The sequence below is a fragment of the Oceanobacillus luteolus genome (genome assembly GCF_042678205.1).
GTDB classification, from domain to species: Bacteria; Bacillota; Bacilli; order Bacillales; family Amphibacillaceae; genus Oceanobacillus; species Oceanobacillus luteolus.
Genome location: NZ_JBHUDE010000167.1, coordinates 75,313 through 96,725 on the forward strand (window position 1 = coordinate 75,313; position 21,413 = coordinate 96,725).

Below are 21,413 nucleotides of genomic sequence, written 5' to 3' on the forward strand. Positions count from 1 at the left end.
TGATTATTCATGCAAAAGACGGAAAAACATCATATTGAACCTCAGAAAAAATCCTGGGTACCTCATATTTTTGTACTTCTATTTGTACTCATATTTTTAGCCTCCTTAGCTACTTACATTGTACCAGCTGGATCATATGAGCGTGTAACGAACGAAGAAGGAATGGAAGTAATTGATCCCGAATCTTTCGAGTATATCGACCGTACTCCAGTTGATTTATTTGGCTTTATGCTCGCCATACCAAATGGACTTATTGAAACAGCGGAAATTGTTTTCGGGATCATTATTATCGGTGGGATGTTTGCTGTTATCGAGAGGACTGGCATCATCAACCTCGGTGTCGGAAAACTCGCAAACACCTTTGCCAATCGGGGTTTAATTGTTATTCCCATATTAATGATACCTTTCGCACTTATAACTGCATTTACAAGTCAAATCGAATTATCATTAATTTATTTACCTGCCATTTTACCTCTCATCTTACGACTAGGTTTTGATAAAGTTACAGCAGCTGCAACAGTACTCATAGCTACGGTTGCTGGGTTTACTCTCGGAATCACTTCACCCGCAAACGTCGGGGTTGCCCAGCAAGTATCCCAGCTTCCATTATACTCCGGTATGAACTACCGTATTATCATGCTGATCACTATACTGACCATTGGAATTTTCTATGTCATGCGCTATGCGAAGAAAGTACGTGATAATCCTGAATTAAGTGTTACATACGATGAATACGAACGGATACAAAATAATGTAGTGGAAGATAATGGCGAACAAAAAGCGACGAAGCGACAAATCGCCGCTTCGTTCATTTTACTAATTGCATTTGGTGTTTTAATTTGTGGACTCCTCGTACATGGCTGGTATTTCCGTGAATTGGCAGGTTTGTACATTCTGACAGGTGTTGCTGTTGGGATTGTTGGAGGTCTCAACGGAACACAGATTGCGGAATCTTTCGTCGAAGGATTTAAAAATATTATTCTCGGCGCCCTTGTCGTTGGGATTGCCCGTGGTATTGCCGTTGTTCTCAACGACGGGAACATTATGGATACCCTTATCTATGCTGCCGGGAACGTAGTAGCGTCGATGCCGAGTGAGATTACAGCAGTCATTATGTTTGTTGTGCAAGGAATCATCAACTTCTTCATTCCATCTGGAAGCGGACAAGCCATGGTCACCATGCCAATTATGTCGGGACTTGCGGATTTATCTGGTGTAACGCGACAAGTGGCTGTACTTGCCTTCTTGTTTGGAGATGGATTTGCCAACATCTTCTACCCGACTTCTGGATATTTCATGGCTGCATTAGCAATTGCTGGCATCGCATGGGAGAAATGGGTGAAGTTCATTTGGAAACTTCTCCTCATATGGTATAGTCTCGCCATCGTCTTCCTGCTTATCGCTCAATGGATGAACTATACATGACTTGAATGTCAAACATCCTTTAAACCACAAAAAACTCGCACAACCGTGCGAGTTTTTTTGTATTCCTTTCTTACCTTGGATTCCTACACATTCCCGGTAAAAGAAAGATATCAATAAACAACCATAAAAATAGAAAACCTAACGGAACATATCCAATTAATATCCAGGTCGTTCCCCAACCGATCAAGCCTAACAATAATTGCATGATACCAGTTGCCACTCTGCCTGTATAAAACCGGTGAATCCCAAACGTCCCTAGGAAAACCAATAATACATAAGCAAGTGCTATATTTTTTTGATACATTTTGTCGCCTCCTGACATAGTCCATCTCTTTATGGTATAAGTATTTCCCTAATTTTATCATGAACACTCCAAAACCTAATGATTAATCATCAATCCTTTCCTTATAGTATGTTAAAATAAATGAAATACCAAAAATTTTAAAATAATTATAGCTCGATATAGAGTGAATCACCGAAAGGAAGGTGCAACTATGAAAGACAAACTAAAAAAACACTTTCCATCTTTGCAATACTATGAATCAATTCCAAGAAATCTCAATCAACAACTTACATGGTTCATGGCAGATAATGGACATGTCATTGGAATCGATCCTATAGAATTAAACGACAAGGAATTGGCACTTTTACATATGTTCCTCCAGCCATTGGAAGATGAATTCCCTCCCATGACGGAAGAAGAAAAATACTGGTCAACACTCATTGAATCAGAAAGCGAAGTCCATGATCTTGAGACACCATTTCGCTTTATTTATTTTCAATTTCCTAAAAAGCAAATCCAACCTACGACCTTTAAGGATGCAATCAATCAATTATTTGAACGAGATGTCGTTATTCTATGGAAGAGTAAAACAGAAGGAATCATTGTGGATTTCAAGGAAGATGATGGAGAAGAGCTTATTTCATTAAGCGAAATTATTGACGTTTTAATGAGTGACCTTTACATCAACATTCGTTTTTTTGTAGGTCCTTATCAAACCAGTTTGCGTCACACGAAGCATCATGTTGAACGCCTCGTTTCCCAAGCGGAAACCGTATTTTCTTACTCGGAAAATAATGTCGTTGCTTACGTCGAAGCAATCCCTTTTATGCTGATTGAGCAATTGACACCTACTTTAAAAGAAGATTTGAATCAGTTAGTATCGCAAGAATTTAAAGATGATCCCGAGTTCCTGAACATGATGGAAGTATTTCTGAAAAGCGATCTCAATGTATCTGTTGCAGCGAAGAAGTTGTACATGCATCGTAATAGCCTGCAATATCGGATTGAAAAGTTCCACGAAAAGACAGGTTTGGATATCCGTAAGTTCCATCACGCATTGACAGCCTATTTGGCATTGCTTATTAAATAATAGAAATATGGAGCTGGAGGATAACATATCTTCCAGCTCCATTGTACTATGCCCACCACATATCTGCAGGTTTTTCTACTATATTCACCTGTTTCAAATTCTTGACTGCTTGGGCAAATCCTTCCTCAATCGACATGATCGGATCTTCATGTTCTACACTGATGACATAATCATAACCATAGGTCCGTAATGCACTGACTATATTAGTCCATTCCTGAATACTATGGCCATAACCAACCGAACGGAACGTCCACGAACGTGTCTGTACTGAGGAATAAGGCTGCATATCAGTAAGTCCGTACATGTTCACATTATCTTGATCGATATAAGTGTCCTTCGCATGGAAATGGTGAATCGCATTTTCTTTACCAAGTATTTTTATTGCAGCAACAGGGTCAATCCCTTGCCACCACAAGTGACTCGGATCGAAATTCGCACCAACAGCGTCATTCGTTGCTTCACGCAATTTCAACATCGTATATGGGGTATGGACGAGGAAACCGGCATGTAATTCAATTCCTACCTTCACTCCATGGTCCTCAGCAAACTGTCCTGCCTCTTTCCAATACGGAATAAGTTTCTCTTCCCATTGCCACTTCAAGATATCACTGTATTCAGTCGGCCAAGGAGTGACTGGCCAGTTTGGATATTTCGAATCCTCATTCGACCCAGGAGTGCCTGAAAACGTATTAACTACTGGTACTCCCATCAACTCTGCCAATCTTACTGTCTTCACAAAAGTATCATGTGCTGATTGTGCTTGCTTTTCATCAGGTGAAATAGGATTATCATGACAACTGAACGCACTAATCGTAAGGCCACGGGAATGGATTTTCTCTAGATATTCTTTGCGCTTGTCTTCACTTTCCAGCAATTCATCGAGATTGCAATGTGCGTTTCCTGGATTTCCACCAGTCCCAATCTCCACTGCCTGTAAACCTGCATCTCTTACATAATCCAGCATGTCATCCAATGACTTATCCGCAAATAGAACAGTGAATACACCTAGTTTCATATATAATCCCTCCAAGTGATAATATTTATATTCTCAGGTTCAATTAAGCTTGACGCTAGTCCCCGTTTCACTGCTTTCATAAATCGCTTCAATCACCTTCGTCACCATTAAAGCCTGCTCCGGTTTGACGACTAATTCCGCATTTCCTAAACAACTATCCACAAAATTTTCAGCTTGGTGATAACCAGCCGCTTCCTCGTTGAGTTCAGCCTTCGCTTCACTTGTTACAAAAGTTCCGAAATTCGGCTTGTAAAGTTCAAACGGAAAAACATTTAGCCCCCCTGCTGAACCCGAAATGCTTAAGTGATTTGTATCTTCCTTAATATTGGCTGCCCATGAGCATTCAAACAGCATCGAAGCTCCATCAGCAAATTTAATATATGCAGAAACATGATCATCCACATTAAATGTCTCTGGATTGAATGAACCCCATTCATTGATCTGACCAGGGGTTTTACTTAACCGATTATATGTCGATCCCATGACTTCCACTGGCTCCGATTTATCGAGCAGCCACAGAGCTAAATCAAGGAAATGACAACCATAGTCAATCAGACTGCCACCACCTTGAAGTTCTTTATTCGTAAACACACCCCAGCCAGGAACCTTCCTTCTACGAAGAGCTTGCACCCTTGTGACTAATGGATCACCGATTTCATTCGCCTTCACTGCTTCTTTTGCTACCTTACCGGCATCTGTAAAACGATAATGATAAGCGATGGCTAATAGCTTTTTCGTCTTCCTTGCGGCGGCAATCATTCTCTCGCATTCTTCCACGGATACCGCCATCGGCTTTTCACATAACACATGGACTCCAGCTTCCAATGCAGCAATTGCAGCTTCTGCGTGGAATTTATTTGGTGTACAAATCGTAACTGCATCGACTGCGGCAAATAAATCTTGGTAGTGCTCGAATACCTGTGGAATATTGTAACGCCGAGAAACTTCCTTCGCTCGCTCCACGTCGATATCATGAACCGCAATCAACTCCACCTTTTCTTGGAGCTTCTGATAGGCAGGGATATGGCGACCCTGTGCAATTCCCCCAACTCCGATAATGCCCATTTTCAATTTTGTCATAAGAAACCCTTCTTTACTAAATTGACTTTTTCACTATTCTTTAAGGACAGAACGTTTATCCAACAATACTTTTCTTCTCTGCGGATTCAAGCGCAGCAAGAATTACTTCCAATGACTTTTTACCTTCTTCTCCGTTTATCAGCGGCTCCGTGTCATTTAGTATGGAATCGATAAAATGGTCAATCACATGTGTTGTTGTCTGACCACCCTCCTCATTAGACTGGATGCCGCTTAACTTGTACTTAACAACCTCTCCGTTTGTATACTCTACAATTAGCGAGTACTCCGGATCATCTTCTAATCTTAGAATCGCTTTTTCACCATAGATCACTGTGGAGTTATCTTCTTTTGCATTAAATGCCCAGCTCGCTGTCAACGTTCCGATAACACCACGCGCAGATTTTAGGATGACAACCGCTTGATCGTCCACATCAGTATTTTCTTTCGCCGCTGTTTCCACAAAAGCAGCAACTTCAACGAATTCATCATTTAATACGTAGCGGATTAAATCGGCCTTATGTACACCAAGATCTCCCATCGCCCCAATAAAGGCTTGCTCTTTATTGAAAAACCAACTGTTTGCTCCGTCAGCACTCCAGTTTTCCGGACCACCATGGCCAAAAGTCGTTCGGAAACTGTAAATTTTACCGGCGTCTCCATTTTCAATCAGCTCTTTTGCTTTTTGATGTGAGGAGACAAACCGCTGATTATGTGCTATCATCAGTTTCTTACCATTTTTCTTTGCCGCTTCTATCATCTGGTCGGCTTCTTCTCTTGACGTTGCCATCGGCTTTTCGCATAATACATGACAGCCTGCATTTAGGGCTGCAATGGAAACTGGTGCATGCAGGTAGTTCGGAAGACAAACACTTACTGCATCAATATTTTCTGTTGCAAGCAGTTCTTCATAATCTGTATAAGCAACAGCTCCGTATTGTTCCGCCGCTGCTTGTGCCCGTTCCTCAACAATGTCACACACAGCTACAATATCCACATTAGGATTGTTGGCATGTTCCACTAAATGGCGATGTTTTGCAATGCTGCCACAACCAATGACAGCAATCCGTAACTTTGTCATAGATATCCACTCCTCATTTCATTGTATAATCCTATATCATTCTTTAGTAATTATCTTGATAAATCTTCCAACGGCTCTGCATTTCCACGTACCGGTTTTGGCGTATTGTTATTCGCAGCCCAGTTTGCTGCATTTTTAATGACTTGCTGAATGTCTTTCTGATGATAGGTTGGATACGTTTCATGTCCAGGACGGAAGTAAAAAATCTTACCTCGACCCCGTTTGAATGTTGCTCCGCTGCGGAAAACTTCTCCGCCTGCAAACCAGCTGACAAATACAAGTTCATCGGGTGTTGGAATATCAAAATGTTCACCGTACATTTCTTCTTTTTCAAGTTCGATATATTCACCTAGTCCTTCTGTAATCGGATGTGTTGGATCAACTACCCAAACCCTTTCCTTCTCATCAGCTTCCCGCCATTTTAAGTCACAGGAAGTACCCATCAACTTTTTGAAAACCTTGGAAAAATGACCGGAATGCAGAACGATTAAGCCCATCCCGTCGTGGACACGTTGTACCACTTTTTCAACAGCGGTGTCATCCACTTCATCGTGTGCCACATGTCCCCACCAAACTAAAACATCGGTTTCTTGTAGAACAGTGTTAGTAAGACCATGTTCAGGCTCGTCCAGTGTAGCAGTTTGCACTTGGTGTCCAGCATCCTCTAAAAATGCTGCAATCGTACCATGAATACCTTCCGGGTAAATTTCCGCTACAACCGGGTTGGTTTTTTCATGGCGATTTTCATTCCATACAGTAATTTTCATCGTAATCACTCCATTATATTGGTTACTCTTTTACAGATCCTGAGGTCAATCCAGATACAATTCGACGCTGGAAAATCAATACAAGAATGACGATTGGAATCGTCACAATGACTGTCGCGGCGGTAATGTCTCCCCATGGAATTGAATACTGGCTTTGATACATAGAAATACCGACTGGTATCGTCCTCCATCTGTCGTCACTATTAATGGTCAGCGCGAATAAGTATTCATTCCAAGCCGCAATAAAAACTAGAATTCCCGTTGTAAACACTCCTGGTGCCGCCAGCGGAAAAATAACTTTTCGAAACGTTTGAAAAGGTGTGGCTCCATCCAGCTTTGCTGATTCGTCCAACTCAAACGGAATTCTCTTGAAAAAAGTAGATAAAATCCATATTGCTAAGGGCAATGTAATCGTTATATACGGAAGCACTAATCCTGGATAACTATTACGAAGTCCAAGATCCGTAACTAAATTAAAGATTGGTGAAATAATTGCAATTTGTGGGAACATGGATGATGCGAGAACAAGCCCGAGAATCAATCCTTTCCCTTTAATAGGCAGTCTTGTCACTGCATATGCAGTAAAAGAAGCAAATGTCAGTGCCAATACCGTCGTCACGCCCGACACGACAAAGCTGTTCAACATATACCTGAGCAACGGACGGTTTGTTAGTGCAGCCTCATAAGAATCCAGTGTCGGATTCGTCGTAAACCATTTATAAGATGAGAAAATCTCCCCCACTGGCTTTATCGATGTCAAAAACACCCAGAAAAATGGAAACATGACGATAAATACAAAGATAATCAAAAAGAAATAAAAACCAAATCCAGTTCGTTTATTCATCTGCTACCCTCCTCATTTCGCTCCTCTATCAAAGAGATCAGAACCGATGATTTTCACATACGCAAAACTGATAATAGCTACACAAATGAAGACAATTACTGAAAGTGTGGATCCTTCACCAAAGTTCTGTTGCGCAAACAACGTTTTATATGCGTATACGGAAATGGATTCTGTAGCATTTGCTGGACCTCCACCTGTCAACACATAGATCAAGTCGAACACACGGAAAGCATCCAACGTTCTAAACAGTAATGCTACTAAGATAGCAGGCTTCAGCAACGGTAATGTAATTTTCCAAAATTGTTGCCACTTATTGGCTCCATCCACATTTGCCGCTTCATATAATGAATTCGGTATCGTCTGTAAACCTGCCAATAGCAGAAGCGCCATATACGGTGTTGTTTTCCAAACATCTGCTAGAATAATAGAAAACATACCACCAGATGAAGTGGATAATAACCAAGAAGCACCTGGGATGATATTTAAGGCACTTAGATAATGCGCGACAATACCTGACTGCCCATCATATAGAAAGCCCCACATCATCGCAGCAACTGCCGTCGGAATCGCCCAAGGGACAAGAATGGAGGTACGAACAAGCCCCCTACCTTTAAAAGCTCGGTTGATTAGTAGAGCAACTCCTAGTCCTATTGCCAACTCAAGGGATACGGACACAACCGTAAAAAATGTAGTATTCCACAACGAACTCCACATCCGAGCATCCTTCAAGTAGTCTACATAATTGGAAAATCCAACAAAATTCGACTCAAGAATGTTTCCGGATGTTGTATGTAATAAATCTGCCGTTTGCTGGAATTTTTCGTTACCGCTGGATTCAGCAATAGCTGACAATTCTTCTGAATAGGACAATAAGTCTTGTCGATAATCTTCCGCAAAATCATTGTCAATTTTGGCATATTTCAATTCTGAATCCCGTACAGGAGTAAAACTCATCAACAGTTCATCAATCTGCTCCACCTTTGAATTGATTTCTTCGTCACTGATCAACTCTGAGTGATGCTCTTCCACTCCTTCGTGAATCGTACGAATACTTTGTTGGATGTCTGCATCGTCTGTTTCATTGCTTAGATTATTCAACTGACTATTAATATAAAAGTAATTATCGACATAGCGTTCCAAATCAATATTGGAACTTAACATACGCTGGGATCGCGTCGGATCGTTCAACCGATAATCAAACAAGCTATTGTAAAAAGATTGAGCTACCGGCCACAACACAACAGCAAAAATCAGAATAAGCGATGGGAGGACCATAGCATATCCGAGCTGTTTTTCACTTAATTGGAATGAACGCCGATCTCTCTTTTTCATAGGATACCCCCTCGCTTGAGAACAATAGATTAATAGAAAAGCAAGATGAGAGTAATGCCCATCTTGCTTTTGTTTTTCAATGCACTACAGACTTACTCCTGCATCGCCTCTTCAATCTTCGTCTGCATGTTCTTAGCAGCCTCTTCCGCTGTTTGATCTCCTGTCAACGCTTTGGAGATTTCAATTTGCATAATATCAGATACTTCTGGATAAATCGGTGAAACTGGTCTTGGTACAGCATTTTCGAGAGTGGCAACAAACTCAGGATTTGCAAACAATGGACGTGCATTCTTCACTTCTTCATCCTCATACAGTTCTTGAAGTGTTGGAGCTGAACCACCCTCGATTGCTGTGATTTTTTGCCCTTCTGGTCCCGTCATAAATTTCAGGAATTCCCAAGCTTCTTCTGGATGTTCTGTATAGCGGTTGATCATGCCCATCCAACCACCTAATGAGGAAGCTACTCCCGCATCGCCCGCTGGTAGTGTTGCAATTTCTACATTTCCAACGACTTTAGATCTTGACTCATCTTCAGAAGACGCTTGCATATACGGCCAGTTACGTGCAAAGACCGATTTTCCTTCAATAAACGCATTCTCAGTCTCTACTTCTTGGAAATTAAGAATATTGTCAGGTACAAAATCAGAATTTACGATTTCCTGCATTTTTTCAATTGCTTTAACGGTTTCTGGACTATCGACAACTACATTATTATCTTCATCAATAATTTGGCCACCGTAGGAAGCAATGTACTCAATTGCTCCTGTGATCAAACCTTCATATTGAGCTGCTTGCATAATATAGCCAAATTCCGTGCCTTCTTCACCTTGCAATTCCGCTGCCATTTCAATCAATTCATCCCATGTTTCCGGAGGACTGTCTACGATATCTGATCGATAATAAAATACTCCTGCATCAGTGAACTTCGGCATGGCCCATTGCTTACCGTTATAATTTCCAGCAGCAACTGTTCCTGGGAAATAAGCATCCATATCTATGCCGTCTCTTTCAATGAAGCGGTCCAATTCTAATATATAGTTAGCTTGTGCAAATTCAGCCGGCCAAATGACGTCCGCATCGAACACATCAATTTCAGAACTTTGCGAGCTGAACATCGTCACGTATTGATCGTGGGATTCTCCAGTATCTGCTGGCATCTCACGGAATTCAATCTTAATGTGAGGATGTTTTTCTTCAAACGCTTGAACCAACTTTTCACTTGCACCCGTTGTATCCAAACCACGAGCATAAACTAAAGTGACTTGTTCTTCATCACCTTCAGCTTCCTCTTCTGACTTACTTTCCGTTTCAGTCTCCGCTTCCGTCTGATTATCGTTGTTTGACGTATCATCGGCTTGTCCATCCTCTTCATCACCACATGCAACAAGTACTACAGCTAGAACAATGATAAGTAAAAATGCTAGAAACTTCCTCGTTAATTTCAATTTGTCCCCTCCTATTGATAAAGCGTTTTCATGACACTAGAAAAAAGTGAAATGTAATCGATTACATGTTTACCCATAATTATAAGATAAAATAGACACTTGTCAATGGTTTTCATTAAAATAATGAAAAGATTCTAAATACATAAAACGGAAATGACTATATCATTGCCTACTTTCTATAGAATCCACCTTCCGAATTAATAACTTGTCCTGTTATCCATTCCGCTTCTTCACTCGCAAGGAACGCAACCAACCGTGCAGCATCTTCAGGTTGGCCAATTCTCCCCATTAAAAACTTCGGCAGCAACTCCTGTTTCAACTGCTCCGTCATCCAACCCGTATCGGTTGGCCCTGGATTCACTGCATTTACCGTAATCCCAAGCGGTGCCAACTCTGCAGAAAGGGATAGCGTAAATGCTGATATTGCTCCTTTTGTCGCGACATAGGCCAACTCTCCTGTCATAGGTCCTAATGCTTGGCCGGAAGTCATATTAATAATACGCCCATAAGTTTTGTTATTCTGTTGAAAACGTTTGGCAAATTCGGTACTGAGTAAAATAGGGGTACGCATATTGACGGCATAATGATCATCGAGCAGCTTTACATCAAGATTCTTATATCCGTCATTTAAGGAGTAAGCTGCATTATTTACAATAACATTAGGAAGCCCCAGTGTGCGTTCAACTTCATCAAGCAGCTGATAGGGAGCATCTTCATGCGCCAAATCAATTTCCATTCCTGCACAACGGACTCCCGAATCCCTGATTTCTTGAATAAACTGATTGGGCCAGTCTGACTTTGTTTGCCAATAAGTGAAGAAAACATCATATTTTTCTTCTGCCAGTTTTTTACTGATCGCCCTTCCTATTCCTTTTTCATGACTCACTCCAGTAACTAAAGCAATACGTTCAGTCGTTTGGTTCATATCTACACCCCCAAAAACTTTATGTCGATTCACGAATAACGAGTTCGTGCTCTAAAATGACACTTTCCACTGCTTTTCCCTTAATTTTATTAATAAGCATATTCGCGGAAATGGACCCCATTTTATACATAGGCTGTGAAATCGTAGTTAAAGTCGGATGGGTCATATTGGAGAAAACGATCTTATCAAACCCTACCAGGGCGATATCCTCCGGTACACGTATTTGATTGATATTAAGCTCTTTTAAAGCTCCAATCGCCAACACATCAGATACCGCAAACACTGCAGTCGGCCGTACTTCTTGTTTTAATAATCCTTTCATCGCTTGTTGACCATCTTCAAATTTTACGTTTTCCATATTAAGGATCCACTCTGGACGAATCGGCAACTCAAATTCTTCCATCGCTTTTTGAAATCCACGGTAACGTTCACGGGCGTATAAAAATTTTTCATCCGAATTGATGAGAGCAATTTTTTCATGACCCAGCTTGATGAGGTGCCTGACCGCATGATAAGCTGCCAGTTCATTGTCGATGGATACATAACAAATCGTTCCATCTTCATCATATTCACTGCATTGTACGATTGGATAATCTTTGGCAAGGTCAGTCAATGTTTTTTTATTCACCGTGGGGTCCATTGAAATAATTCCTTCAGCCAATCGGTTTTTCACCATATTAAAATAAATGTTTTCCCTTTCAGGGTTGGAATCCGTTTCACAAAGGAGAATATTATATCCCTCTTCAATCGCCGTATCTTCAATTCCATTAATGATTTCTGTATAAAATGGATTAGAAATGCTCGGCAACAAGACAAGGAGTAGTCTGCTTCTAGAAGTCCTTAGATTCCTGCCAAGTGCACTTGGCTCATAATTCAATTCATGAATTGCTTGTTCCACTTTGGTTCGCGTTTTCAACGTTACAACATCCGGATTGTTTAATACTCTTGAAACCGTTGCAACAGATACCCCGGCTTTTTTTGCAACCTTTTGTATGTTTGCCATTAAATCACCCTTTGACTATCTCTAAACAAATGTAATCGATTTCAATATTAATTATTAGTATATATTTTTTCAGTATTAAAGACAATGTGATTATATGACTATCTAGTTTGCCATTTATTCTTGGATAATTAAGCCTTTTGATATATTCATCGTATGATAATTCTTCATGATGGATGGAACATCATCTAATTATAGCAAACCCAGTAGCAAAAATAATAGAAAAATTGGCCTTCTTGTAAATATGCATAAAAACGCTTTCACTCTTTGTGCACGTTTACTATTTAACAAATCAACTAATCTATTATAATTAGAATTAGATAATGAAACGCTTTCAAAATTGATAGGGGGAGTATTCAATGGCAGAATTAGTATTGGAACATATTCAAAAGAAGTATGACAAAGAAGTAGTCGCTGTAAAGGATTTTAATCTACATATTCAAGATAAGGAATTTATTGTATTCGTCGGACCTTCAGGTTGTGGAAAATCTACTACCCTACGGATGATTGCCGGCCTGGAAGAAATTACGGAAGGAAATTTATATATCGATAATAAAAGAATGAATGATGTCCCTCCGAAAGACCGAGACATCGCAATGGTTTTCCAAAACTATGCGCTTTACCCGCATATGAGTGTATATGATAATATGGCATTCGGATTGAAACTCAGAAAAATGAAGAAAGCTGAAATTGATCGCCGAGTTCAGGAAGCTGCAAAAATTTTAGGATTGGAAGAATACTTGGACAGGAAACCGAAAGCACTTTCTGGAGGACAACGTCAGCGTGTTGCTTTGGGTCGTGCGATTGTCCGTGATCCTAAAGTATTCTTGATGGACGAACCTTTATCAAACCTTGACGCTAAGCTACGTGTCCAAATGCGTACAGAAATTCAAAAGTTGCATAGACGTCTGCAATCAACAACAATCTATGTGACACACGATCAAACGGAAGCGATGACGATGGCAACCCGCCTCGTTGTAATGAGAGATGGGGAAATTCAGCAAATCGGAGCACCCGCAGAGGTTTATGAGAATCCGAATAATGTATTTGTCGGCGGCTTTATCGGCTCACCTTCCATGAACTTTTTCAATGGAGTAATCCAAGACTCTTACTTTGTAATTGGTGACGTTAAAATTAAAATACCAGAAGGAAAACTGAAAGTACTGAAAGACAATAATTATATCGGTAAGGAAGTCATACTTGGAGTGCGTCCAGAGCACATCCATGATGAACTTGTTTTCATCGAATCCACACCGGAAACAAAGATTTCAACTGTAATTGAAGTTGCGGAATTAAACGGTGCTGAAACGTTCTTATACTCAAAAGTGGGAGATCAAAACTTCGTAGCACGAATTGATTCACGTACTGATGTTATGGCTGGAGATACGATGGACCTAGCATTCGATATGAATAAAGCTCATTTCTTTGATGCGGATACTGAGGAAAGAATTAAGTAATACACACTATGGGAAAGCCATTCAAGGCTTTCCCATTTTCATTCTACATTCAGAAAAAATAAATAATCACCCTGGCCTACTGCGGAATAGTCATGAGCCCAAACGCAACTAAAATGTTTGCAATTATACCAACAGCAATCGCCCCTACCGGTCCAACCGCCATCCTTACTATTGGACGACCTGCTACTTCATTTAACAGATAGAAACCTGCAATGAAGAAAAAGCCGAAACCTGGCGCAATCATATTAGAAGCATTTGCACCACCAATTAATAATGCAACTTCAAGCAACTTTGTCATCGCATTACGGATGTTTTCCCCAGAATTACGAACTCCAGGATATTTATCTAGGAATCTAGCAATATAACTTAATAGCATTACCTCCGCGAAAATAATTGCTGCCCCAATAATAAGTGCCAGCCAAACATTTGGAGAGAAGAATCCGACTACAAAAATCAAGGTAAATCCAACAGGACTGTAAACACCAGTAGCAATTGCTGTACTTGCGACTAGTGGAATAAAACCAATCGCTCTCGCCGCTGCAGCGATTCCCGCATCCGCCGTTTGGCCTTCAGATAATAGATTCAACGAGATTGGATCACCAGCCATTAACATAAGGTTTGTAGCACCGGCAATCAGACCACCGATAACCATGAAAAAGACTACATTCTTTTTAATTGATCTTACTTTATCACTAAAGAGAGAAGCTAAATCGACAGATGACCCTTCTGACGCTTTCTCTTTGATTGCATATACAAATAAGAAAATCATTCCAACAATTAATGCCATACCTTCTTGGTTGATGGAGACTACATTATCACCAATTGTAATTAAACCTTGCTCGTTCACAAATACTGCCAGTTGCCTAACGAGTGCTGCTACGACGAAGGTTAGAACACCTTTCTTAATCCCGAATTGCATTGCTACTGCGAGTGCTGGAAAAGCCATAAATGTAACGACAACAGGGGTTCCAACTTCACCTAATGGCTCTAAGAAATTAACCGGCAAGTAATCAAATAATTTTACAAATCCCTCTAACCCTGCAATAAGTCCCCAACCATATAGTCCTCCAATTAATGCGGCAACAGGGGTACCCCATTTATTTTTAGGAGTCAAAAGTCCGATGATATCTGTTCCTAATAAAATACTATGAATCAAAATAATACTAGCGGATATAGTGAACGGTATACCAAATCCAATTACTAATCCAAAACTCATTGCAAAGGCAGTTAATCCAAGTTCTCTTCTATTAAGTCTACCTTCAATATGTTCGGAAACAATCGGACGTAATCCATCGTTAAAAACAGCAATATTTCTATTGGCTAAAATGGCGGCAACCATCCCAATTAAAACGACAAATAATGTCTCCATGGAAAATCCTCCTATCTATTTTCTTTAATGGCATTAATAATCATAGGCACTGCAGCATCCACATGATCTCCTGTAAATCCGAAAGCTTTTTTTCCACTTTTTACCGCTTCCATTACACTTTCATTCTTAGGCTTTTTTCCTGGCATCGATACGGTTTCACATTTGTCTCTACCAATTATCGCAATCGCCATTGCCAAAGCTCCCCCGCCTCCGGTATGACATGCTCCAAGATAATAATCCGCTTGGTTTGTTTTCATTATCATAGCTGCTTCCAAATCAGATTTGATGACCGTTTCAATTGATGAATCTAATTCTTTAATCAGGTTCTCAATTTCCTTCTTCTCAACTTGACCACCAATTACAATTTTCATTTTATTTCCTCCTCATAAATTTATATTTAATACATTTGTGAAATGCATATATAGAAATTGTTTTTCTCCTTCAGGTAGAGAGTCATCCAATAGTTCTTCGACCATTCGTACTTGTTCCACGGCAAAATCATAATGAATGGAACCTTTAACTTCTCGCTTAATTTCTAAACTTGGCGAAGGGAATTCTTCCCCTTTTTTTCTTCTTTCCAACGCCATTGGTAAATGAGTGAAAAGCATTTCCGCTTGCTCGATATCTGTTTTATCGATTGCCTCCATTAATTGTTCGAAAGCTTGTAAAGAAACATCATATGATTTTTGGCTAATCACTTCTTGCTCCAACAAGATTTGTAATCTCTCTTTATACGATTCTAAATTCATTGCTTTTCCTCCTCTAGTCATGACGCCTTTTAAAATCCACTCCAATTAATCAGTTTCCAAAAATAAGACAGCGCTTTCAAAACTCTATAAACTTCATCTAATCTGATTCCCCATAGCATCATAGATTCCAATTAACTCAGGTTTTGAGTTAAGATTTTTTACGATAGCTAATTGGGCATTGGTCACAAATGCTTGGGTTCGAAATGCATAAATAACGGTGTCCCCAACCCTTGCTTTATTTGTATTTAATGTTCCATAATAATCGATATTAGATGGATTATTTTCAATAGCTTCCACCTCTTTAACATTATTTATATTTGTACCTAAAAGAGCGTGCTCCACACGGGATCTAGGATAAAATCCACCACCAAAAACATAAGAGTGCCGATCATAAACGTGAGACACTTCAGAGACATATACCATTGCAGGACACTCCGGTAAATCTTTCGCTGCATGCAAAGGGGTTGAACCTGTAAATGCATGTCCTGGCTCTCCTTGGGTTGCACCTAGCTCCTTCAATAAAGGGAGAGTATCTGTAGATGTTGCACTAGGCATATTCATTTCAATGTTTGAAAAGCCTTTTCGTTTCAATAATTCTTTTGCCTTTAACATGGATTGAACATTCGGTGTTGGTTCCACTTCATCTTCTTTAATCAGCAAACATGGAAAGCTTGTCAAGCCGGCAATTTCTATTCCTTCCAGTTGTATTAGTTCATCGATTTCCCGTAATAATTGTTGATTTGTAAAACCGCCTTTTTGACCGTCATAAATAAAATTATCCAGATCAGCAATGCGTAGAAATACTTTTTGCCTCCTACCCACTTCTAAAGCAATATCACTAATTATCCGAGCATTTTCATAGCTGAAAACAGTAATATAATCCGGATGAAGTGTTAGAATGCTATGGACCATACACTTTGGAATTTGAACAAGATGGCCGACATGACCTATAGGGATCCCATGATTATACAATGTTATTGCCTCCCAAGGATCTACTGCTACAGCTTTCTCAATCCCCGCTTCTACAATTGTCTTTGCGACCAATGGATTCCGACCTAACTGTTTTGTCATAAAGAACAGTTCAATATCCTGTTTTTTGGCTTCTCTGGCCAAAATTGTAGCATTTTGTTTTACTGTATCCAGGTCTACCACATATGTGTTAGGAGAAATATACCCTTGGTGATGAAAATCGATGGATGCCTCAATTAATTTACTGTTTCTCTTCCAAGTAGCTTCTAAAAACATGTTTTCTCCTCCTACGGTTTCGACATTAAAGAGAGAAATGATGTGCCATTTTCAGGTTTATTGAGCTGCAAAAAATCTGCTCCAGTTGCTGCGATATCTGATAATGTCTTTCTTTCATCAAGAAATGCGCTCTTTGCTTTTTTCTGGTAAGCTAATAGAAATGTTTTTTCTCTTGTATGCTGATTATGCCCAATGGTCGGGTCATTCCCATGGTCAGCGCTCATAATCAATAGATCTTGATCGGTCATTTTATTTAACAATGAAGTTAAATAATAGTCTACCAATTCAATTCGATTTGCATAGCGTTTTGGATTCTGAGCATGCCCAGCCAAATCAGTTTCTTGAACAGTTGCAGCTATAAGTCCATGCTTGATATGGTCCATTTCAGATATGATGTCTTTCATAACTTGCTCTGTATCTACTCCAGGAAACTTGGAAGCCCCTTTACAATAAATGACATCTTGCATTTTACCAATTAGCGAGACATCTAGCCCTGCATTTACAGCGATCATGGGTAACTGATTTTCTGGTGATATACCGAACCCCAAGTGTCTTACTTGATATCCCTGTTTATAAACATTCGATTTCGGTGAGTTTACTCCAACCAGACCGTCATCTCTTCTTTCAACAACCTTTTGTAGCTGTTCTGAAGTAACATTTTCCCCGCCTAGAGCGATCACCCGGTTAACTTTAACATTTTGTCTAACGCATTTACCGATTTCCAAAACTTCCTCGTATGATATTTCGTCCAATGGTCCAGTGACATTATAAATTTGCCCATAGTCTGTTTCGATATTGTCTGCAACAATCACCCGATCATTTACCAAAAGATAAGGCAACTCTTGTTTCGGTATCGTTACTTTGAATCTTTCCACTTCTAATGCTCGCTTAACATGCTGTAAATTATCTATAAATGGTGCTCGATATGTTTTTTTCGGCTTAGTCCCCATAATCTCGTTATGCCCCTCAAAACTATCGGCGCCCGGGTGCATTAGGTTAAGTTTTCCATAACTAGCTAATGGGCCCTCTTTCTTTGTTAATGCTGGGTGGTTTAAAATATTATTGATTCCTAACTTTTCCATATTTGGTATGTTTATGGATGGGATACTGTCAATGATATGGCAAAAAGTATTAGCTCCGAGGTCTTCAGGATGGTATTCCTCCACATCTTCCATTGTCCCAACGCCAAGACTATCTAAGATTAAAATAATTACCCTACGTTCCACTGCACTCCCCTCCTTTTAGTATATTCTCAACTAATACTGTGAATTACTTTTTATTGTTTTAATGGAGGTATCAATAATGCGTATTACTGTATCAGGACCACTTCGCATTGGATTAATCCGAATCATCCTTTTACCCAGCGTGGGATCAGCAGATAGGAATGTTCCGGATACTTTATAGAACATCGGTACAAATTCATATTTTGATTCAGCACCAATCGGATTTGGCGCCGCTCCTAACTCATTTGCATATTTGAGAACTTCCTCAGCTATCGGCTCCTCAAATTCTACTAGCAACACTTTGGATTGGGCATTTGCAAGGAAAGCCCGTTTAATACCAGGAATAATTCCTTCATTCAATCTATCAACTAATTTCTCATTGACTTCAGCTTGTATGGCCAACATGACAGGTGCGTAAATGAGGCCTCTAAGCGCTTCCAATGCTTCGTAGCCTTGAACTTGACTACCACCTGAATAGTTCAATTCCTCAATCTTTTCAATGTGCTCTGTCTTGCCAACAAGGAGACCAATCCCCTCTGGACCCAACAATTTAAATAAAGAGAATGTAGACAAGTCCGCTCCGGCTTGTGCACCTATATGCTTCACCTTCATTGCCGCATAATTGTCATCAGTAATGATCGTGAGAGATGAATTAGCGGTTTTGATTGTTTTGATGACTTCATCTATTTCATAGTTGTCATCGATTTTTTGTCGTGTATGCTGAACCAAAGCCCCTTTTATGTCTGGATTATCACGGATTGTCTTTATTAATTGTTCATTATCATGGAAGTCAACAGCTACCGGTATAATCGACATGGAATCTATTGTAGTTTTACTCGTTGGGTAAATGGGTGCATCATGTACCAATATCTTCTCATTTGGTTTGAGAAAGCTCATCAAGCCGTATCGTAATGCCCCAGTACCCGCACCGCGAACAAGCTTTGCTTTCTCCACTCCAAAAAATTCTGCTAGTACTTCTTCAACTTTCTTTGTATAACGGGGTTTATTCATCCCTCTTACTACACCTAAATCTCCTAGCGAAAGTATCTCATCTCCCTGAAAATGTTTGGTGACAATATCAACCAAGGAAAATTGCATTCTCTGCGCTTCTTCCATTGAGATACTTTTTAGTGGTTTGGTTTTCATGATTTCACCTCAACCATTCATAAATTCAGTTGGATTTTTAAGCAACATTTTCTCAATCGACTCAGTTGAAAGCCCTGTCTGTTCAAGAAGGGGAACGAACGAATCGAGTAAATAAGAGTATCCGAGGCCACCTTGGTACTCTAGATGGGATTTTCTAGTTATATCCATCGATAGTAAAACCTTATCGATATAACCCTTCTGTTGAATCTCCCACAAGATATCTGCACGTACTTGATCCGGCATATAACTTTCCTTGCCAATCGTATCAAACTCTACATACGCCCCTTCTTTTAACATATGAAGAATATAATCTGCATCCCCCGTCAAATCGACATGACCTATTATTACTCGATTTAGATCCACTCCATGTTGTTTAAAAAAGGCAACCTGTTCGTGGCCTAATGTACCTAAAGTAGTATGAGTGGTAATTGGTTTATTCGTTTCCTTGTGAGCAATGACAACCGCCTCAAAAACTTTCTTTTCTGTTTCCGTCCACTTATTATGGCTCGTTCCGATTTCTCCAATAATTTCCGCTTTCGTATTTGTTCCTTTAATCCCTTCCGTTATTTCTATTAACATCCGTTCAGCTAACTCATCTCTCGATTCTCGAAAGACCTGAATAGGATAAAACTTTTCTTGATAAAAACCAGTAGCATGAATAATATTTATCCCACTTTTTTCGGCAACCTTTTCAACATACGGGATGTTCCTTCCCATTCCAAAATTGGTTACGTCAACAATATTACGAACACCTTTATCAAATAATTTTTGATATTCTTTTACTGTTTCTGAGAATACATCAAGTTGGCAGTCTTCACTTTTTTTCACTTCAGAAAGATCAATTGTTGTATGTTCATGCATATAGGTAATCCCAGGTTCCAACACACCTCTCACCCTCTTTCTTCGAATCTATAACTATGAAGTTAGCTATGGTTAGGAAGGAGTAATGCCGTATACCTGTAAAATCATACTCATTCCTCACCTAATGTATAAACACACCCCTTAATATTTCGGCATTTTGACTCCTTTTTCCACTTGTCTCTGGATATCTAGAATATCTTGTAACTGTACGGAACCCCATTTTTCAATGAATTCTTCTTCTCTTTCACCATCAATAACAATGACAGCTTCCGAAGTATCTTCGGATAGTTCTATCGTTCTTGGAACCTTGAAGCCAATCGACGGAAAGGCCTTCATTAATCTCTTATCATCACTGCTCCACACTGCAGCATCAATCTTCTTGGAATCTAACATATCAAACAGTTGCATATAATTTATGTGTACATATTCAACAGACAAGCCATTGAATTCACTATAAGTCAACTCCGTTTGGTCCGTAGATTCAACATCGACCCCTACCCTCATTCCATCGTAAATCGTGTGATCCTCCCGGTTTGCTAAAAATATTTTATGAGAGGAGACATAGCTTTCAACGCCAAAGCGTTTGAATATTTTTAGATTGGGATATTTTAATAGAATATTATCTGCTGTCATTTTGGAAACAATTGCGAAATCACTACGCTTTGTCCGGACTGTTTCTAAACGATTTAATCCCCCTCGCATGTATGATAAGGATATTTTTTTACCTGCTCCTTCAAACGCTTCAAATAAGCCCGTTGCTAATCCTTCATACTTTCGGGAGTATGGTAACGGCATGGATCCTATCAAAGGAGAAATTCCCGCAATCTCTTGCAACAATTGGTCGTCCTTATCAATTAAATAAGTACCTAGATGCCCTCGAGCCTCCAAACGAATTGCTTTTAGCTCTTCTAATAAGCCTAAAGCAATTTGAACCGTTCCTCGTCCTATGGAAAGTTTCACGCTATAATCAGACACTCGAGGGATTTTACTTCCAATCTCCAATTCTAATAACTCTTTTGCTATATGCTTTGCTGCTAAACCGTTTTTTGAATATAATTTTTCCCACATATTTATATACC

At 39.7% G+C, this 21,413-nt stretch carries 21 protein-coding genes; 3 read left to right on the forward strand and 18 right to left on the reverse strand.

Annotated elements, in window-relative coordinates:
* The first annotated feature begins 9 nt into the window (after positions 1–9).
* Entirely contained in the window at positions 10–1,425 is a 1,416-nt protein-coding gene (locus ACFSBH_RS21225; RefSeq protein ID WP_379599643.1) for a YfcC family protein, read from the forward strand.
* A 70-nt stretch (positions 1,426–1,495) separates the two neighbouring features.
* On the opposite strand, the gene ACFSBH_RS21230 is transcribed toward ACFSBH_RS21225, so the two are convergent.
* Positions 1,496–1,729, reverse strand: coding sequence for an NINE protein (locus ACFSBH_RS21230; protein WP_251512290.1), 234 nt, complete (start codon positions 1,727–1,729; stop codon positions 1,496–1,498).
* A gap of 190 nt (positions 1,730–1,919) precedes the next feature.
* On the opposite strand from ACFSBH_RS21230, the gene ACFSBH_RS21235 reads away from it, so the two are divergent.
* Positions 1,920–2,798 carry a PucR family transcriptional regulator gene (locus ACFSBH_RS21235; protein ID WP_251512291.1) on the forward strand — a complete coding sequence of 293 codons (879 nt, stop codon included), beginning with the start codon at positions 1,920–1,922 and terminating at the stop codon, positions 2,796–2,798.
* 46 nt (positions 2,799–2,844) lie between these two features.
* Here the strand turns inward: ACFSBH_RS21235 and ACFSBH_RS21240 are convergent, their stop codons facing one another.
* From ACFSBH_RS21240 to ACFSBH_RS21280, 9 genes are all read right to left on the reverse strand, one after another.
* Positions 2,845–3,813, reverse strand: coding sequence for a sugar phosphate isomerase/epimerase family protein (locus ACFSBH_RS21240; protein WP_379599646.1), 969 nt, complete (start codon positions 3,811–3,813; stop codon positions 2,845–2,847).
* Between the two features lie 39 nt (positions 3,814–3,852).
* Positions 3,853–4,893: a Gfo/Idh/MocA family protein gene (locus ACFSBH_RS21245; protein WP_379599648.1), complete on the reverse strand. Its 1,041-nt coding sequence runs from the start codon at positions 4,891–4,893 to the stop codon at positions 3,853–3,855.
* A 55-nt stretch (positions 4,894–4,948) separates the two neighbouring features.
* Positions 4,949–5,971, reverse strand: coding sequence for a Gfo/Idh/MocA family protein (locus ACFSBH_RS21250; RefSeq protein ID WP_379599650.1), 1,023 nt, complete (start codon positions 5,969–5,971; stop codon positions 4,949–4,951).
* 50 nt (positions 5,972–6,021) lie between these two features.
* Entirely contained in the window at positions 6,022–6,738 is a 717-nt protein-coding gene (locus ACFSBH_RS21255) for a ThuA domain-containing protein (protein WP_379599652.1), read from the reverse strand.
* Between the two features lie 22 nt (positions 6,739–6,760).
* The gene (locus tag ACFSBH_RS21260; protein ID WP_379599654.1) at positions 6,761–7,582 is read right to left on the reverse strand and encodes a carbohydrate ABC transporter permease; all 822 of its coding nucleotides are present in this window, start codon (positions 7,580–7,582) and stop codon (positions 6,761–6,763) included.
* A gap of 12 nt (positions 7,583–7,594) precedes the next feature.
* The gene (locus tag ACFSBH_RS21265; RefSeq protein ID WP_379599656.1) at positions 7,595–8,914 is read right to left on the reverse strand and encodes a carbohydrate ABC transporter permease; all 1,320 of its coding nucleotides are present in this window, start codon (positions 8,912–8,914) and stop codon (positions 7,595–7,597) included.
* Positions 8,915–9,006: 92 nt separating this feature from the next.
* Positions 9,007–10,359 (reverse strand): ABC transporter substrate-binding protein, encoded by a 1,353-nt coding sequence (locus ACFSBH_RS21270; RefSeq protein WP_379599658.1) that lies wholly within the window; start codon positions 10,357–10,359, stop codon positions 9,007–9,009.
* A 169-nt stretch (positions 10,360–10,528) separates the two neighbouring features.
* Entirely contained in the window at positions 10,529–11,284 is a 756-nt protein-coding gene (locus ACFSBH_RS21275; RefSeq protein ID WP_251512299.1) for an SDR family oxidoreductase, read from the reverse strand.
* 19 nt (positions 11,285–11,303) lie between these two features.
* A complete protein-coding gene (locus tag ACFSBH_RS21280) occupies positions 11,304–12,287 on the reverse strand; it encodes a LacI family DNA-binding transcriptional regulator (protein ID WP_251512300.1) in 984 nt (327 codons plus the stop codon).
* A gap of 356 nt (positions 12,288–12,643) precedes the next feature.
* Between ACFSBH_RS21280 and ACFSBH_RS21285 the strand changes: the two genes are divergently transcribed.
* Positions 12,644–13,741, forward strand: coding sequence for an ABC transporter ATP-binding protein (locus tag ACFSBH_RS21285; protein WP_379599661.1), 1,098 nt, complete (start codon positions 12,644–12,646; stop codon positions 13,739–13,741).
* A gap of 76 nt (positions 13,742–13,817) precedes the next feature.
* On the opposite strand, the gene ACFSBH_RS21290 is transcribed toward ACFSBH_RS21285, so the two are convergent.
* The 8 genes from ACFSBH_RS21290 to yhfZ form a co-directional block, all read right to left on the reverse strand.
* Positions 13,818–15,110: a YhfT family protein gene (locus tag ACFSBH_RS21290; RefSeq protein WP_379599663.1), complete on the reverse strand. Its 1,293-nt coding sequence runs from the start codon at positions 15,108–15,110 to the stop codon at positions 13,818–13,820.
* Positions 15,111–15,121: 11 nt separating this feature from the next.
* A complete protein-coding gene (locus ACFSBH_RS21295) occupies positions 15,122–15,481 on the reverse strand; it encodes a DUF2620 domain-containing protein (protein ID WP_251512303.1) in 360 nt (119 codons plus the stop codon).
* A 12-nt stretch (positions 15,482–15,493) separates the two neighbouring features.
* Positions 15,494–15,859, reverse strand: coding sequence for a PRD domain-containing protein (locus ACFSBH_RS21300; RefSeq protein ID WP_251512304.1), 366 nt, complete (start codon positions 15,857–15,859; stop codon positions 15,494–15,496).
* 93 nt (positions 15,860–15,952) lie between these two features.
* Positions 15,953–17,104: a YhfX family PLP-dependent enzyme gene (locus ACFSBH_RS21305; RefSeq protein WP_251512305.1), complete on the reverse strand. Its 1,152-nt coding sequence runs from the start codon at positions 17,102–17,104 to the stop codon at positions 15,953–15,955.
* 11 nt (positions 17,105–17,115) lie between these two features.
* Positions 17,116–18,330: a phosphopentomutase gene (locus tag ACFSBH_RS21310; protein ID WP_379599666.1), complete on the reverse strand. Its 1,215-nt coding sequence runs from the start codon at positions 18,328–18,330 to the stop codon at positions 17,116–17,118.
* A 30-nt stretch (positions 18,331–18,360) separates the two neighbouring features.
* Entirely contained in the window at positions 18,361–19,473 is a 1,113-nt protein-coding gene (locus ACFSBH_RS21315) for an aminotransferase class V-fold PLP-dependent enzyme (protein WP_251512307.1), read from the reverse strand.
* 9 nt (positions 19,474–19,482) lie between these two features.
* On the reverse strand, positions 19,483–20,334 hold the full coding sequence (locus tag ACFSBH_RS21320; RefSeq protein WP_379599668.1) for a phosphotriesterase family protein: 852 nt from the start codon (positions 20,332–20,334) through the stop codon (positions 19,483–19,485).
* A gap of 141 nt (positions 20,335–20,475) precedes the next feature.
* Positions 20,476–21,402: a GntR family transcriptional regulator YhfZ gene (gene yhfZ / locus ACFSBH_RS21325; protein ID WP_251512309.1), complete on the reverse strand. Its 927-nt coding sequence runs from the start codon at positions 21,400–21,402 to the stop codon at positions 20,476–20,478.
* Positions 21,403–21,413: the final 11 nt, after the last annotated feature.

What these genes read in the sequence shown, in the direction of transcription:
- ACFSBH_RS21225 (WP_379599643.1), top strand. Translation starts at nt 10, where the DNA reads ATGCAAAAGACGGAAAAACATCATATTGAACCTCAGAAAAAATCCTGG.
- ACFSBH_RS21230 (WP_251512290.1), bottom strand. Translation starts at nt 1,729, where the DNA reads ATGTATCAAAAAAATATAGCACTTGCTTATGTATTATTGGTTTTCCTA.
- ACFSBH_RS21235 (WP_251512291.1), top strand. Translation starts at nt 1,920, where the DNA reads ATGAAAGACAAACTAAAAAAACACTTTCCATCTTTGCAATACTATGAA.
- ACFSBH_RS21240 (WP_379599646.1), bottom strand. Translation starts at nt 3,813, where the DNA reads ATGAAACTAGGTGTATTCACTGTTCTATTTGCGGATAAGTCATTGGAT.
- ACFSBH_RS21245 (WP_379599648.1), bottom strand. Translation starts at nt 4,893, where the DNA reads ATGACAAAATTGAAAATGGGCATTATCGGAGTTGGGGGAATTGCACAG.
- ACFSBH_RS21250 (WP_379599650.1), bottom strand. Translation starts at nt 5,971, where the DNA reads ATGACAAAGTTACGGATTGCTGTCATTGGTTGTGGCAGCATTGCAAAA.
- ACFSBH_RS21255 (WP_379599652.1), bottom strand. Translation starts at nt 6,738, where the DNA reads ATGAAAATTACTGTATGGAATGAAAATCGCCATGAAAAAACCAACCCG.
- ACFSBH_RS21260 (WP_379599654.1), bottom strand. Translation starts at nt 7,582, where the DNA reads ATGAATAAACGAACTGGATTTGGTTTTTATTTCTTTTTGATTATCTTT.
- ACFSBH_RS21265 (WP_379599656.1), bottom strand. Translation starts at nt 8,914, where the DNA reads ATGAAAAAGAGAGATCGGCGTTCATTCCAATTAAGTGAAAAACAGCTC.
- ACFSBH_RS21275 (WP_251512299.1), bottom strand. Translation starts at nt 11,284, where the DNA reads ATGAACCAAACGACTGAACGTATTGCTTTAGTTACTGGAGTGAGTCAT.
- ACFSBH_RS21280 (WP_251512300.1), bottom strand. Translation starts at nt 12,287, where the DNA reads ATGGCAAACATACAAAAGGTTGCAAAAAAAGCCGGGGTATCTGTTGCA.
- ACFSBH_RS21285 (WP_379599661.1), top strand. Translation starts at nt 12,644, where the DNA reads ATGGCAGAATTAGTATTGGAACATATTCAAAAGAAGTATGACAAAGAA.
- ACFSBH_RS21290 (WP_379599663.1), bottom strand. Translation starts at nt 15,110, where the DNA reads ATGGAGACATTATTTGTCGTTTTAATTGGGATGGTTGCCGCCATTTTA.
- ACFSBH_RS21295 (WP_251512303.1), bottom strand. Translation starts at nt 15,481, where the DNA reads ATGAAAATTGTAATTGGTGGTCAAGTTGAGAAGAAGGAAATTGAGAAC.
- ACFSBH_RS21300 (WP_251512304.1), bottom strand. Translation starts at nt 15,859, where the DNA reads ATGAATTTAGAATCGTATAAAGAGAGATTACAAATCTTGTTGGAGCAA.
- ACFSBH_RS21305 (WP_251512305.1), bottom strand. Translation starts at nt 17,104, where the DNA reads ATGTTTTTAGAAGCTACTTGGAAGAGAAACAGTAAATTAATTGAGGCA.
- ACFSBH_RS21315 (WP_251512307.1), bottom strand. Translation starts at nt 19,473, where the DNA reads ATGAAAACCAAACCACTAAAAAGTATCTCAATGGAAGAAGCGCAGAGA.
- ACFSBH_RS21320 (WP_379599668.1), bottom strand. Translation starts at nt 20,334, where the DNA reads ATGCATGAACATACAACAATTGATCTTTCTGAAGTGAAAAAAAGTGAA.
- yhfZ (WP_251512309.1), bottom strand. Translation starts at nt 21,402, where the DNA reads ATGTGGGAAAAATTATATTCAAAAAACGGTTTAGCAGCAAAGCATATA.